This window comes from Burkholderia sp. AU31652, assembly GCF_002223155.1.
In the GTDB taxonomy this organism is placed as follows: domain Bacteria; phylum Pseudomonadota; class Gammaproteobacteria; order Burkholderiales; family Burkholderiaceae; genus Burkholderia.
On record NZ_NKFG01000007.1, the window covers coordinates 55,902 to 70,456 of the forward strand.

Below are 14,555 nucleotides of genomic sequence, written 5' to 3' on the forward strand. Positions count from 1 at the left end.
AGGACGTCAACAAAGTCCCTTGCTGATCGTAACGGGGGCGGAGGCGGGTTCCGGGGGCGGCAGCCCGGCGACCGAGCGCACGGCCGCGAGGATCCGCATATGGGTGCCGCAGCGGCACAGGTTCGGCTCCATATGCGTACGCAGTTCCTGTTCGGTCGGCTTCGGGTTGCGCTCGAGCAGCGCCTGCGCACGCATGATCATCCCCGCGATGCAGTAGCCGCACTGCGCGGCCTGATGCTCGACGAACGCGCGCTGCAGCGGGCCCGGATGCTCGGCGGTGCCGAGGCTCTCGATGGTGCGCACGCTGCGCGCGCCGACCGCGGCCACCGGCATCAGGCACGAGAACGTCGGCTTGCCGTCGACGATCACCGTGCAGGCGCCGCATTGCCCGAGGCCGCAGCCGAATTTCGCGCCGTGCAGGTGCAGGTCGTTGCGCAGCGCATACAGCAGCGGCGTGGACGGATCGATGTCCAGCGTGTGCCGCACGCCGTTGACGGTGAGGGTAATCATCGGGCGGTGTCCTCTTTTCTGAGCTTCGCGGCGAGCGCGTCGATGCCCGACCATGCGGGGCGATCGGTGTAGGTCGCGCGCACGTATGCGGCGAGATCGGCGATTTGCGCGTCGTCGTACTGGTCGATGAACGACGGCATGTAGTTCAAGGTGTCTTCGCCGTGCCAGCCGATGCCGTTGAACATCATCTGGATCGCATTGCGCGGCGCATCGGCGTTGACCGCCGTGCTGAACGCGAGCGTCGGCCGCTCGCCGATCGACTGCATCGGCGCGGCCGGCCCGTGGCACTGCGCGCACGATGCCTGGAACAGCACCGCGCCACGCTGCGCGGCGGGCGTCGTCGCGGCGCGTTCGGCCGGTGCGGCGGCCGCGGTCGCATGCCCGTTCGCCGGCTTCTGGATCGACAGGATGTACGCGGCGATCGCTTCCACGTCCTCCACCGGCACCGTCGCGAGATCGCGCGTGACGGGCAGCATCGGCCCGGCCGCCGCGCCGTGCTCGCTCGCGCGGCCGGTGCGCAGGTACGTGACGAGCTGCGCCTGCGTCCACGGCCGTGCGGCATGGCCGAGCGTATTGAGCGGTGGCGCTTCCCAGCCGTCGACGATGCCGCCGTCGAATGCGCGGCCGCTTTGCTCGCCGCCGATCGCGTTCAGCGGCGAATGGCACGACGCGCAATGGCCGAGCCCGTCGACGAGCATCCTGCCGCGGTTCCATTGCGCGGACTGCGCGGGGTCGGGTTGAGACGCGCCTTCGCGCAGGAACAGCACGTTCCAGAACGCGACCAGCGGCCGGAAGTTCAGCGGAAATATCAGGTCGTTGGCGGGTGTCGTCGCGCGAACCGGCGTGCGGGTCATCAGGTACGCATACGCGGCGGCGATGTCGTCGTCCGACATCTTCGTGAAATGAATGTACGGAAACGCCGGGTACAGCGGCTGGCCGTTACGCCCGATCCCGGTGCGCAGCGCACGGGCGAACGCGTCGCGCGACCAGCGGCCGATGCCGGTTTCCGGATCCGGCGTGATGTTGGTCGCATAGATCGTGCCGAACGGCGTCGCCAGCGGCAGGCCGCCGGCGAACGGCTTGCCGTCCTTCGCGGTATGGCACACGACGCAGTCGCCGAGCGCGACGACGCGCGCGCCGGCGCGCACCAGCTGCGGATCGAACGAAGCAGGGGCGGGCGGATCGATCGGCGCGATCGACGGCCGGATCATGATGCCGATCGCGACGGCGATGCCCGCGATCGCGATGCCGGCCGCGCCGATCCAGAGTCGTTTGTGCTTCATGCGCGCTCCAGGCGAAGTGGTGCGGCGCAAGTGATGCGATGCGCGGCAACACCGGACGATGCGCATCGGCCGTGCGTGGCCGTCCGATGCGGCCGCGACCGTCTTGCGGCGCGGCGTTGATTGGCGACGGGAATCAAGTTGTCACTCCAGCAGTCGATAACGGGCGCCGAGCGCCGTCCTGCGCGGCAGCTCGTGACCGCAGTCTACGCAGAGGCCGCGATCATGGCCTGAAGCGGCGCTGAAACGTTCTGAACGGTGTCCGGCCCCGGATCAGCCGGGCCGCGGCGCGCGGGCGGATGACGGGCGCGCCGTGTCGCGGCGGCCCCGCGCGTCACGTCAAGACGGAATCTCGCCGGCGACGACTTCGTCCGCGTAGCACCAGATCCAGCGCTCGCCGGGTTCGATCGAGCGAACGAGCCGGTGGCCGGTGTCACGGAAATGCCGGCTCGCATGGCGATTCGGCGACGAGTCGCAGCAACCGACGTGCCCGCAGCTCAGGCACATCCGCAGATGCACCCAGCCGCTGCCCGATCTGACGCATTCCTCACAGTAGTCCTTGTCGGTGTCGAACACGCGTGCTTCGTCGAGATGCGTACAGTCGTTGGCCATCTTGCGCTCCGATGCCGGCGCGGGAGCGACGCTCGCGGCGTGGCCGGCACGCGGCCGCAAGCGGGAGGGATACGCGGCATTGTGCAGCGTCGCGTCGCGGCCGGACCTTAATTGTCATGAAGCGGCCCGCGCGGCGCGCGGCGGCGGCGTACAGTCGCGAATGCGTTCGGCCACGCCGCGGCACCGGCCGAACCGCATCCGACATCGACATCGACATCATCGGGAGGCGCTCATGGATCAACCGCAACACGTGCGGATCGTCGGTCTGCCGCGCAGCAGGGACGCGTACGCGATCCGCGATTTCCTGCAGCGGCGCATGATTGCGTACGACTGGTGCGAGCTGACCTCCGACGCCGACTGCGCGCAGGTGCTCGGCATCGCGCCGCTGCGCGACATCCGGCTGCCGGTCGTGATCTTTCCGGACGGCTCGCGCCTGTACCAGCCGACCCTGGCCGAGATCGCCGCGCGGCTCGGCTGGGTCGCGCGCCCGCGCTTCGTCGAATACGACGTGTCGATCTACGGCGCGGGGCCGGCCGGGCTGTCGGCGGCGGTCTACGCGGCGTCCGAAGGGCTGCGCGCGGTCGTGATCGAGCGCGGCGCGATAGGCGGGCAGGCCGGCACGAGTTCGCTGATCGAGAACTACATGGGCTTCCCCGACGGCATCCCGGGCGCGGCGCTCGCGGAACGCGCGCGCGAGCAGGCGGTGAAGTTCGGCGTCGAACTGCTGACGATGCGCGAGGGCGTGCATGCGACGTTCGTCGACGGCAAGATCCGCGTCGAGCTCGCCGACGGGTCGATCCTGGTCGCGCGCGCGAACATCTGCGCGACCGGCATCGAATATCGCAGCCTCGGGCTGCCGGAGGAGCCGGCGTTTCTGAATGCGGGGCTGTTCTACGGCGCCGGGTCGAGCGAAGCGCCGATGTGCGCGGGCGAGCAGGTGTTCATCGTCGGCGGCGGCAATTCGGCCGGCCAGGCCGCGATGAATTTCTCGCGGCATGCGCGCCAGGTGACGATGCTCGTGCGCGGTGCGTCGCTCGCGGACACGCTGTCGCGCTACCTGATCGACCGGATCGAGCGCACGCCGAACATCGAGGTCCGCTACCGGTCGAGCGTCGCCGCGCTGCACGGCGACGGCTGGCTCGACGCGATCGAGCTTCGCTCGGCGGATGGCACGCGCGAACGGCTGCCGGCCACGCGCCTGTTCGTGTGCATCGGCGGCGCGCCGAATACCGACTGGGCGAAGGACACCGACATCATTCGCAATCCGGACGGTTATCTCGTCACCGGCGGCGACCTGTACGACTGTCCGGCGTTCGAACGCGTGTGGCCGCTCGAACGACGGCCGTATCACCTGGAAACCAGCGTGCCGGGATCGTTCGCGGCCGGTGACGTGCGATCGGGATCGGTCAAGCGCGTCGCGTCGGCGGTCGGCGAAGGCGCGATGGCGGTGACCTTCGTGCACCGGTTTCTCGGCGAGGATGCGTATCGGCTCGCGAGCGCGTGACGCAGGTGCGGGCCGTTCGATGGATTCATCGTGCGTCCGCCTGCGTCGCGTCGCGCAATCCGTCCCGGGCGGCGCGCGCCGGCGGTGTCCAGCCGCCGCCCAACGCACGCACGAGACTCACCGTCGCGACGGCCAGTGCCTGCCGGCTGTGAATCAGCTGGCGTCGCGCATTCAGTGCATCGCGATCGGCGTCGATGACTTCCAGATAGCTGACGTACCCATGCGCATAACGGCTCAGCGACAGCCGCGCCGCCGCATCCGTCGCGCGCGCCGCGTCGTCGTAGCGCACGATCCGCTCCTTTTGCGCGGCGATGTCGTTGAGCGCGTCCTGCACGTCGCGCAACGCGCCGATCGCGGTGGCGCGATAGTTCGCGTCGGCTGCGTCCATGCCGGCCCGCGCGGCGGCCACCGTGGCGTCGCGCTTGCCGCCGTCGAACAGCGTCAGCGCGACGTTCGCGCCGAGACTCCACAGCGAGCTGTTGCGGTCGAGAAACGACCGCAGGTCGCGGGTGGCGAAACCGCCGTCGGCGGTCAGCGTCAGTGTCGGCAGCCACGCGGTGCGCGCGATGCCCAGTTCGAGCGACGCCGCATCGGCGCGCCGTGCCGCCGCGAATACGTCCGGGCGTTGGGCGAGCAGCGCGGACGGCAGCCCGGCCGGCACGTCGGGCACTTGCACGGGCACGGGGCGCGCGTCGACGTCGAACGCGGTCGGCGACACGCCGGTCAGCACCGCGATGGCGTCGACGAGGTTCTCGCGCAGCCGGCGGCTCTCCGCGAGATCGGCATGCGCGGTATCGAGATCGGCCGACGCGCGCAGCCCGTCGAGATCGCTCGCCGCGCCGGCCCGCACGCGGGCGGCGATCACGTCGAGCGCGGTGCGCCGCAGCCCGATCGCGCGCGTGAGCGTCACGAGATCGTCGTCGACGTAACGCAGCGTCAGGTAGTCGACGGCCACTTCGGTCGCCACCCGCAGACGCACCGCATCGCGATCGGCCGCCGCCTGCAGCACGTTCTGTTCGCCGATGTCGGCGCCGCCGCGCAAGCGGCCCCATAGATCGACTTCGTAGCTCGCGGCGACGGGAACCGACCAGTTGTGCATCGTGCGCTTCGGCAGCGCGTTGTCGACCGTGCCGGATACGCGCGTGCGGCTGAACGACGGGTCGACGCGCACGGTCGGCGCCAGCGCGGCATCGCGCACGCCGAGCAGCGCCTGCGCCTGGTCGACGCGTGCGGCCGCTGCGCGGATATCGAGGTTGTGCGCGAGCGCGGCGTCGACGAGGGTGCCGAGCTGCGGGTCGCCGAACCACGCGGGCCACGCAGCGAGCGACGGCGTGCGCGTAGCGGGCGACGTATTGGTCGACGGATCGGCATGGCGGAACCCGTCGTGTCCGACCGGCACGGGCGCGAGCGGCTGCGGCGCGATCGAGCACGCGGCGAGCAGGCTGGCGGCGAGTACGGCGGCGGCGCGCTTCATCGCGATTCGCCGCCGGGTTGCAGCGTGACGACGACCGACAGCCCGGGCCGGATGCGCGGCTCCGTCGCGGCCGGGCCGTCGAGCAGGATCTTCACGGGCACGCGCTGCGTGACCTTCGTGAAATTGCCGGTCGCATTGTCGGGCGGCAGCAATGCGAACTGGGCGCCCGTCGCGGGCGACAGGCTGTCGATGCGGCCGGTGAACACACGCTGCGGCAGCGCATCGAAGCGCAGTTGCACGGCATCGCCGGCGCGCACGCGGCGAAGCTGCGTCTCGCGGAAATTCGCGACGATCCACGGGTGCGGCTCGACCAGTGTGAGCAGCGCCTGGCCGGGCGCGACGTGCTCGCCGGTCTCGACGGTCTTCTTGCCGACGTAGCCGTCCGACGGCGCGACGACCGCCGTGTAGCCGAGCTGCAGCAGCGCGTCGCGCAACTCGGCATCGTTCTGGCTCGCCGCGGCATCGGCTGCCTCGGCGGCGGCGACGGCGCTGCGCCGTTGCGCATCGGCCGCCGCGACGCGCGCGCGGGCCGACTTGCGGGCGGCATCGGCCGCATCGAACTCCTGCTTCGACAGCCCGCGCGGCGTCTCGCGGGTCAGTTCGCGTGCACGCGCGTAATCGAGTTCGGCCTTGTCGGCATCGGCGTGCGCCGACACGAGCGCCGCGTCCGCCTGCTCGATCAGCGCGTGTGCGCGGCTCGCATCGGCATGTGCCTGGGCGACGCGTGCGCGCTGCGCGGCGACCCGCACGTCGAAATCGCGCCGGTCGATCTGCACGAGCGCGTCGCCCGCGTGCACGAACTGGTTGTCGTCGACGAGCACGCGTTCGACGGTGCCGGCCACGCGCGGCGAGATCACGTGCAGGTGGCCGGTCACATATGCGTCGTCGGTGCCGCGATCGCGCGCGTCGAACTCGTACACGAGCAATCCGACGAGCAGCAGCGCGATCGCGGCGATCGCCACGATCGCGGGCCGGCGCGAGCGAACGGGCGCGGCGGTCGGCGGCGCCGAAGCGGCCGGCGTATCGGCAGAAGGTGAGGTCATGGTCGACAAACTCCATCGTACGGGCAGGGTTCGATGCATCGCGTTATGCTTGCGCCAGCTTGACAGCGGGGAGCCGCTTGACGATGAACACCACGTTTGCAACCGGTCGTGCCGCGCCGGCGGCGGCGCCGGACATCCCGACGTTCCGCTCGATCGCCGCGATCGCGGCAGTCTTGCTCGGCGCGATCATCGCGACGCTGACCTCGCGCATCACGTCGCTCGGGCTCGCCGACGTGCGAGGCGCGCTCGGCGTCGGCGTCGACGAAGGCGCGTGGATCAACACCGCGTTTACCGCGTCGCAGATGTTCGTCGGGCCGCTGGCGATCGCCGCGGCATTCATGTTCGGCACGCGCCGCGTGCTGGTCGCGGGCGCCGTCGTGTTTCTCGGCGCCGAAACCGTGCTGCCGCTCTGCACGCAGTTCGGCGCGTTCGTCGTGTTCCAGGCGATCGCGGGGCTCGCGTCCGGCGTGTTCGTCCCGCTGACGGTCGGCTTCGTCGTCCGGACGCTGCCGCCGCGCCTCATTGCGTTCGGCATCGCCGCGTATGCGATGAATCTCGAGATGTCGCTGAACCTGTCGGCCACGCTCGAGGGCTGGTACAGCGAACACCTGAGCTGGCGCTGGCTGTTCTGGCAGAACGCGGTGCTGACGGTGCCGTTCATCGCGTGCCTGCTGCTGTCGCTGGCGGACGAGCCGGTCAAGCGCTTCGCGTCCGGCCTCGATGCACGCGGGATGCTGCTCGGCGCCGGCGGCTTCGCGTGCCTGTGCGTCGCGCTTGACCAGGGCGAACGGCTGTTCTGGCTGCAGTCGCCGCTGATCGTCGCGCTGCTTGCGCTCGGCATCCTGATGGTCGCCGCGTTCCTGATCCATGAGCTCGCGTCGCCGCGTGCGGGCCTCGACCTCGGCTATCTCGCGCGGCCGAACGTCGCGCTGCTGATCGTGCTCGTCGGCCTCGTGCGCTTCACCGTGCTCAATACGAGCTTCATCCCGTCGCTGTTCCTCGCCAGCACCTACGGGCTGCGGCCGTTGCAGATCGGCGATACGCTGCGCTGGATCGCGATTCCGCAGCTGTTGTTCGCGCCGTGCGTCGCCCTGCTGCTGCAGCGCGTCGATCCGCGCCGGCTGATCGTGGCCGGCTTCGTGACGGTGGCGTTCGCCTTCGCACTCGGTGCGCGCCTCACGTCCGCGTGGGCCGAACCCGACTTCATTCCGTCGCAACTGCTGCAGGCGCTCGGGCAGACGATGGCGCTGACGTCGGTGATCTTCTTCTTCGGCAAGCACGTGACGGCCGAACACGCGCTGACGTTCGGCGCGGTCGTGCAGACGACGCGCCTGCTGAGCGGGCAGCTCGGCACGACGTCGATCGCGGTGATTCAGCGGATCAGGGAGGGTACCCATTCGAGTCTCGTCGGTCTGCATGTGTCGCTGTCGGATCCCGAGACGCTCGAGCGGCTGCGCGCCGGCGCGGCGTCGCTGGTCGCGCATGGCGCCACGGTCGCGACCGGCAACCAGGCTGCCTACGCGCTCGTCGATCGGGCGGTGCGCGTGCAGGCGACCACGCTCGCGCTGGCCGACAATTTCCGCGTGGCGATGGCGTGCGCGCTCGCCGGTGCGCTGATCGGCATCCTGCTGCGGCCGGTGCGCTCGCCGTGAGCGCGGCGCGGCTGAATTTTTCTGAAAAATCCTGAACGGCACGTCTGCCGCTGCGGCATGCGCGCCGCGACGGCAGACGGCGCGCTTACGCCTGCAGGAACGCGAGCAGCTCGGCGTTGATGCGATCGGCGTTCACGACGCACATGCCGTGCGAGCCGCCTTCGATCACCTTCAACTGCGCGTGCTTGACGATCTTCGACGACAGCCGGGCCGAATCGTCGATCGGCACGATCTGGTCGTCATCGCCGTGCAGCACGAGCGTCGGCACGTCGATCTTCTTGAGATCGTCCGTGTAGTCGACTTCGGAAAACTCCTTCACGCACAGATACTGGCCGTGAATGCCGCCCATCATGCCCTGCGACCAGAACGCGTCGATCGTGCCCTGCGACGGCTTGGCGTTCGGGCGGTTGAACCCGAAGAACGGTACCGCGAGATCCTTGTAGAACTGCGAACGGTTCTCGGCGACGTTCTTGCGGATGCCGTCGAACACCTCCATCGGCAGGCCGCCGGGGTTGGTCGGCGACTTCACCATCTGCGGCGGCACCGCGCCGATCAGCACGGCCTTCGCCACGCGCTTCGTACCGTGGCGGCCGATGTAGCGCGCCACTTCGCCACCGCCCGTCGAGTGGCCGACGAGCGTGGCTTCGCGCACGTCCAGGGCGTCGAGCAGGGCGGCCAGATCGTCCGCGTACGTGTTCATGTCGTTGCCGCGCGACGGCTGGCTCGACCGGCCGTGGCCACGACGGTCGTGCGCGATCACGCGATAGCCGTGCTGCACGAGGAACAGCATCTGCGCGTCCCACGCGTCCGCACACAGCGGCCAGCCGTGCGAGAACACGACCGGGCGGCCGGTGCCCCAGTCCTTGAAGTAGATCTGCGTGCCGTCCTGGGTGGTGATCGTGTTCATCGAATGGGCTCCTGGGTGGGCTGAAGAGGCGCTGCGGGCGGGGGTGCCGGCCGCGGCCGCCATCGCGGGCAGCGCGGCGGCCGCGACGGCCGTCGCGCCGGCAAGCAGCATGTCGCGGCGGCGCGCCGACGAAACGGCGTCGGTCTGTACGGGGTGCATCTGGACTCCTGAAATATGCGGCGCAACGATGCCGCGCGGGAGGGTGGATCGGTGACGACCGGCCGCGGCCATCCCGCCGGCAGCCGGTCCGCTTGCGTCGTCGCACGTCGGTTCGTGCCGCGTGGGCGAACGAATGCCGTCGGGAGCGTATCGCGGTGCGCCGCGCGCCGTACTGAAATCCGGCTGAATTTTCTTGAACGCGCTGCGTCGCGGACGGAAATTCGCCGGGCTGCAGAAAAATTAAGCGCGCAACCGGGACTCTTCAGCGCGCGGCGACTATCGTCGACATCGGATCATCCGCGCACCTTTCGCGCCGCGCGCACGGATCCGACACCCGCACCGCCCGTCACTCGCCTGGATATGCCGCCATGGATGCCTTCAATCGCTGGGAGCACATGATCACGTCGCTCGGGCCGCCTTCCGTGGCGGGCCTCCGGTCGATGCCGATGCCGCGCGCGCGACAGGCGGACGGCCCGCGCCGCGGTCATCGCGGCGACGCGCCGACGCCGTCGAGCGGCGACATCCGCCGCCGCAGCGCGATCGTCACCGCCGAGCGGCAGACCGATTCGTCGATGCTGGTGTCGTGGAGCGACCCGACGCACTGCCGCTACGACGAGCAGCGCTGGATCAGCGCCAAGGCGCGCGGGATTGGGCGTTGCGCGCTCACCGGCGGGCCGATCCGGGTCGGCGATGCCATCTACAAGCCCCAGTGGCGCGGCGCGAAACGGCCGGCGAACTGCCGCGAGATGATTCTAGCGTCGGCGCTCGACGTGTTCGCCGCGCGACAGTCCCGGCCATGACGCCGGCAGCGCGGCGCTGCGCCGGTTGCGACCGGCGCGATACATCGTGAAGCCGCCAGCCGCGGAATGGAGGCGACCGCGACACGCTCGCCGATACCGCGTGACGAATGGCCGCAGTTTGCACCGGCCCGATCGCACGGCTGCTCGAAGCGGGAATCGTTCCGCTATCGACACGGAGCAACGATCTACTGGCGCGATAGGTGGAGCCCGCGCGCATTCGATCGACCGGCCGAATCAAACGGAAAATACGTCGAATTTTCCCGAACCGGCAAGCATATCGTCTGATATATGAAAATCATATTTACGAGCGAATCGGCAATTCGCACATGAATCGTGCGCCGCCGTGCTTCTCTTGCCGCATTCGGGTGCATAGGGCCACACGCTTGCCACACGACGTCGTCACGGCATTTTTCGTCATTTCAAAAAATTCGATCGCTTCATTCTGATAATTTGAATCATTCTGCTACGTAAATACCGTAGCATTGACGCGAAACCGGCGCGCGGTTAAACCGTGCGCCGTTGAATGTCACCATCAAGAAATTGCGATGATCCGAATTGGAACACTTCACGTTTTTCTCGACAGACGTGAAATTCGTTCGAACGGCAAGCTGTTGCGCATCGGTAGCCGCGCATTCGAGATTCTCGAGCTGTTGATTCGGGCGAACGGCGCACTGGTATCGAAAGACGAAATCATGCAGCGCGTGTGGCCGCACACCGTGGTGGAAGAAAACAACCTGCAGGTGCACATCGCGTCGCTGCGCAAGGCGCTGGCCGACGATCGGAACCTGATCGTGACGGTGCCGGGCCGCGGCTATCGGCTCGTCATCGAGCAACATGACGACGGCGGCGCGCCCGTGCGCCCCGCGATGTCGCGGCCGTCCGCCGCGCCCGGCGCGCTGTTCGGCCGCGAACGCATGGTCGGCGAGGTGCTGGCCGCGTTGCAGGACGCACGCATCGTGACGCTGGTCGGCGCGGGCGGCATCGGCAAGACGCGAATCGCGATCGAGGCGGCCGCGCGCGCGGATGCGCGTTTTCCCGAAGGCACCGTGTTCGTGTCGCTCGCGACGGTCGCGTGCCCGCGCTTCGTGCCGGATGCGCTCGCGGGCGCGTTCGGCATCGCGCAGCCGACCGGCGCGCTGACCCTCGAAGCCGTGCTCGCCGCGGTCGCACGGCGCCGGATGCTGCTCGTGCTCGACAATTGCGAGCACCTGCTCGATGCCGCGGCGCGGATCGCGAGCGCGCTGACCGATGCGGACGACGGGCTGTGCGTGCTCGCGACGAGCCGCGAATCGCTGCGCATCCACGGCGAGCGCGTGTGCCCGGTGTTGCCGCTCGACGTGCCGGACGAAGGCGCGGCCGAACACGATGCGATGCGCGCGAGCGCCGTGCAGTTGTTCGCCGCACGCGCCCGCGCGGCCGATCCGCGTTTTCCGCTCGATGCGCGCAGCCTGTCGCTGATGGCGTCGGTCTGCCGCCGGCTCGACGGTCTGCCGCTCGCGATCGAACTGGCCGCGGCGCGTGCCGCCGTGCTCGGCATCGACGTGCTGGCGGCCCATCTCGACGATCATTTCCGGCTGCTGACGGGCGGTTTTCGCACCGCGCTTCCGCGCCATCAGACATTGCAGGCGATGTACGACTGGAGCGACCGGCTGCTGGGCGATGCCGAGCGCCTGCTGTTGCGCTGGCTCGGCGTGTTCCGCGACGGTTTCTCGATCGAGGCCGTGCGCGCGGTGGTCGGCCCGAACGGGCTGGCCGGCGCCGACCTGCTCGATACGATCGCGGGCCTCGTGTCGAAATCGCTGCTGATCCTCGAGACCGCGCACGGCGCGCCGCGCTACCGGTTGCTGACGACCACGCGCGCGTATGCGCAGCAGCAGCTCGACGCGCACGGCGACGGCGCGGCGGCCGCGCGGGCGCACGCCGGCTATTTCCTCGAGTTGTTCCGGCAAGCGGCGCATGGCGGCGGCGCGCGGGGCAGCGATCATGGCGGCTCCACGCAACTCGAGGCGGTGCGGCGTGAGCTCGGCAACCTGCGTGCCGCGCTCGACTGGGCATTCTCGGCGAACGGCGATGCGGCGCTCGGCGTCGCGCTCGCGGCCGTCGCGGTGCCTTGCCTGTTCGACCTGTCGCTCGTCGACGAATGCCGCGAACGGGCGCGCGTGGCGCTCGATGCGATGCGCGACGCCGACACCACGGCAGAGGCCGCCGATGCGCGCGTGCGCCTGCTCGCCGCCTATGCGGCGGCGCTCGCGCATACGGCCGGATCGACGCAGGCGGTGCACGACGCGTGGTCGGAAGTGCACGCGCTCGGCTTCGATGCGGCCGAGGCGGAGCTGCCGGCGCGCGACGGCTGACGGCGAATGGGCGGTGTGCCTGCCGCGCTTCAGAACGTTTCAGCGCGGCTCAAGGACACGGGCACGCGGCACGCGTAGATTGCGTGCGTAAGGCGCGGCCATTCCGGCACGCTTGCGTGGCGACCCTGTGCGCGCGCCGAGATATCGCGACGCCATTCGCCACGCGGGCGTCGCGACGCGTGCGGTGCCACCTGCGCCGCCGCGTACCCGCCCAACCGGACGAACCGCCGCATGAAACTTCCCGAATCCGACCTTTCCCGCCACGCGGCCGACCTCGGCCTGCTGTTCCTGCGCGTCACCGCCAGCGTGCTGCTGCTCGTGGTTCACGGCTTGCCGAAAGTCCTGCACTACACGTCGGAAGCCGCCGCCATCGAGGATCCGTTCCATCTCGGCCGCACGCTGTCGATCCTGTTTGCGATCTTCGCGGAAGTCGTGTGCCCGGTCTTCATGATCGTCGGCGTATGGCCGCGCCTGGCCGCGCTGCCGGTGATGATCATCACGCTCGTCGCGCTGGTGTTCGTCCATCCCGACTGGTCGCTGCGCGATGCGCAGTTCGCGTGGATGCTGCTGATCCTGTTCGGCACGATCGCGATCGCGGGGGCCGGCCGCTATGCGTTGCCGGGCGTGGTGCGCCGGCGCGAGTAACGTGGCGGCGGGCGTCGCCCGCGCCCATCATCCCGTCGCAGCGACGGCGGACCGACCGTCACGCTGCCGTCGCCATCGTTCCGTTCCGTTCCGTTTCGTTCCGATATGCTGAATCTCTCCGACACGGCGCTCTACGGCGCGCCGATCGTGCTGGCCGATCTCGTCGCGTGGCGCCTGTTCGGACGCGGTCGCGGCGCGACGCGGGCGGTGTGGCGCTGTGCGGCGTTCGCCGCACTGACCGCCGTGCTGTTCGCGCACGGCGTGAGCCCGCTCGCCGTTCCCGCGTCGGCCACCGGCCTCGATCGCGTCGCGCTCCAGGCCATCTGCGTCGCGTGGTGGCTGCAATGCGCGATCGTCTTCAGCCTGCTGCTCGATCATCTGCTGTTGCCGCCCGCGTGGCGCAGCCAGCGGCTCTTTCACGACATCGCCGCGGGCATCGTGTTCGGCGCGGCCATGGTCGCCGCGCTGGGCTACGTGCTCGGCCTGCCGTTGAGCGGCGTCGTCGCGACGTCCGGCGCGGTGGCGGTGATCCTCGGTCTCGCGCTGCAGAACACGCTGAACGACGTATTTTCCGGACTCGTGCTGAATACCACGCAGCCGTTTCGGCTGAACGACACCGTGTCGATCGGCGAAATCGAAGGGCGGATCGTCGAGAGCAACTGGCGGGCGACGAAGCTGATCGACAGCCTCGGCAACCTGGTCGTCGTGCCGAACAGCGCCGCGGCCCGCGCCACCATCGTGAACCTCAGCGAACCGTCCGGCCTGCACGGCGTGACGCTCACGCTCGACGTCGATCCCGCGGTGCGGCCGGCGGTCGTGGTCGGCGCGCTCGAGCGCGCGGCGGCCAGTTCGCTCGACGTGCTCGCGCGCCCCGCGCCGGTTGCCGTCGTGAAGGCGTTCGGCACCAACGCGATCCGCTACGAGCTCCTCGGCTACGTCGACGCGCTGCAGAAGACGACGGCCGTGCGCAACGCGCTGTACGATCTCGCGCATCGGCATCTGGCCGCGGCAGGCACCGCGTGGCGGCCGCTCGCGAGCGCCGCGCCGGCAGCGGCGCCGGACGGGCGCGACGGGCACGATCGACGTGACGTGTCGCGCCGGTTGCTGCTGTTGCGTGCGGTGGACCTGTTCGCGCGCGTCGACGGCGACGATCTCGCCGCGCTGGCCGATGCGCTGGTCCCGCGTTCGTTCGGCCAGGGTGACGTGATCTATGCGTCGAATTCGGATACGCGCGTGCTGACGATCGTCGAATCCGGCGTCGCGGCCGTATTCGTGCCGGGCCCGTCGGGCGACGTCGAGGTGCGGCGCATGGCGCCCGGCGATGCGATCGGGCAATCGGTCGTGCTGGCCGGCACGCGCCTGCATGCGACGGTGCATGCGGTGACCGCGATGACCGTCCTGCAGCTGCGCAGCGACGACCTGTCGGCGCTGATCCGCAGGAAGCCGGAGCTCGGCAGGCTGATGTGCGAATCGGTGACCGAGCACATCGCGGCCGAGGAAAGGATGATGATCCCGCCGGTCGAGAAGGCGCACGCGTCATTCAGCCTGATCGCGTGGCTCGAGAAGGAAATGAAGCGCGTGCACGATTCGATCGTCTGACGCGGGTCGCGCCGCG

At 69.7% G+C, this 14,555-nt stretch carries 12 protein-coding genes; 6 read left to right on the plus strand and 6 right to left on the minus strand.

Going from position 1 to position 14,555, the window contains the following annotated elements:
• Positions 1-6: 6 nt before the first annotated feature.
• The 3 genes from CFB40_RS32220 to CFB40_RS32230 form a co-directional block, all read right to left on the minus strand.
• A complete protein-coding gene (locus CFB40_RS32220; RefSeq protein WP_089433586.1) occupies positions 7-510 on the minus strand; it encodes a (2Fe-2S)-binding protein in 504 nt (167 codons plus the stop codon).
• Positions 507-1,793: a c-type cytochrome gene (locus CFB40_RS32225; RefSeq protein WP_089433587.1), complete on the minus strand. Its 1,287-nt coding sequence runs from the start codon at positions 1,791-1,793 to the stop codon at positions 507-509. Before CFB40_RS32225 ends, CFB40_RS32220 begins: the two co-directional genes overlap by 4 nt.
• Before the next feature lie 336 nt (positions 1,794-2,129).
• A complete protein-coding gene (locus tag CFB40_RS32230) occupies positions 2,130-2,402 on the minus strand; it encodes a UBP-type zinc finger domain-containing protein (protein WP_089430109.1) in 273 nt (90 codons plus the stop codon).
• Between the two features lie 232 nt (positions 2,403-2,634).
• On the opposite strand from CFB40_RS32230, the gene CFB40_RS32235 reads away from it, so the two are divergent.
• On the plus strand, positions 2,635-3,906 hold the full coding sequence (locus CFB40_RS32235) for an NAD(P)/FAD-dependent oxidoreductase (RefSeq protein ID WP_089429530.1): 1,272 nt from the start codon (positions 2,635-2,637) through the stop codon (positions 3,904-3,906).
• Between the two features lie 25 nt (positions 3,907-3,931).
• On the opposite strand, the gene CFB40_RS32240 is transcribed toward CFB40_RS32235, so the two are convergent.
• Both CFB40_RS32240 and CFB40_RS32245 read right to left on the minus strand, forming a co-directional pair.
• Positions 3,932-5,380 (minus strand): efflux transporter outer membrane subunit, encoded by a 1,449-nt coding sequence (locus CFB40_RS32240; protein ID WP_089433588.1) that lies wholly within the window; start codon positions 5,378-5,380, stop codon positions 3,932-3,934.
• Positions 5,377-6,423 (minus strand): HlyD family secretion protein, encoded by a 1,047-nt coding sequence (locus tag CFB40_RS32245; protein WP_089433589.1) that lies wholly within the window; start codon positions 6,421-6,423, stop codon positions 5,377-5,379. The genes CFB40_RS32240 and CFB40_RS32245 overlap by 4 nt, the downstream gene beginning before the upstream one ends.
• A gap of 83 nt (positions 6,424-6,506) precedes the next feature.
• On the opposite strand from CFB40_RS32245, the gene CFB40_RS32250 reads away from it, so the two are divergent.
• The gene (locus CFB40_RS32250) at positions 6,507-8,075 is read left to right on the plus strand and encodes an MFS transporter (RefSeq protein ID WP_089434004.1); all 1,569 of its coding nucleotides are present in this window, start codon (positions 6,507-6,509) and stop codon (positions 8,073-8,075) included.
• 85 nt (positions 8,076-8,160) lie between these two features.
• On the opposite strand, the gene CFB40_RS32255 is transcribed toward CFB40_RS32250, so the two are convergent.
• Positions 8,161-9,141, minus strand: a complete 981-nt coding sequence (locus CFB40_RS32255) for an alpha/beta fold hydrolase (RefSeq protein ID WP_089433590.1) — start codon at positions 9,139-9,141, stop codon at positions 8,161-8,163.
• Between the two features lie 368 nt (positions 9,142-9,509).
• Between CFB40_RS32255 and CFB40_RS32260 the strand changes: the two genes are divergently transcribed.
• The 4 genes from CFB40_RS32260 (at position 9,510) to CFB40_RS32280 (ending at position 14,539) form a co-directional block, all read left to right on the plus strand.
• Positions 9,510-9,941 (plus strand): DUF3331 domain-containing protein, encoded by a 432-nt coding sequence (locus CFB40_RS32260; protein WP_089433591.1) that lies wholly within the window; start codon positions 9,510-9,512, stop codon positions 9,939-9,941.
• 545 nt (positions 9,942-10,486) lie between these two features.
• Positions 10,487-12,295 carry a winged helix-turn-helix domain-containing protein gene (locus CFB40_RS32265; protein ID WP_089429535.1) on the plus strand — a complete coding sequence of 603 codons (1,809 nt, stop codon included), beginning with the start codon at positions 10,487-10,489 and terminating at the stop codon, positions 12,293-12,295.
• Between the two features lie 231 nt (positions 12,296-12,526).
• A complete protein-coding gene (locus tag CFB40_RS32275) occupies positions 12,527-12,940 on the plus strand; it encodes a DoxX family protein (RefSeq protein ID WP_089433593.1) in 414 nt (137 codons plus the stop codon).
• A 105-nt stretch (positions 12,941-13,045) separates the two neighbouring features.
• A complete protein-coding gene (locus CFB40_RS32280) occupies positions 13,046-14,539 on the plus strand; it encodes a mechanosensitive ion channel family protein (protein ID WP_089433594.1) in 1,494 nt (497 codons plus the stop codon).
• The last annotated feature ends 16 nt before the right edge of the window (positions 14,540-14,555 follow it).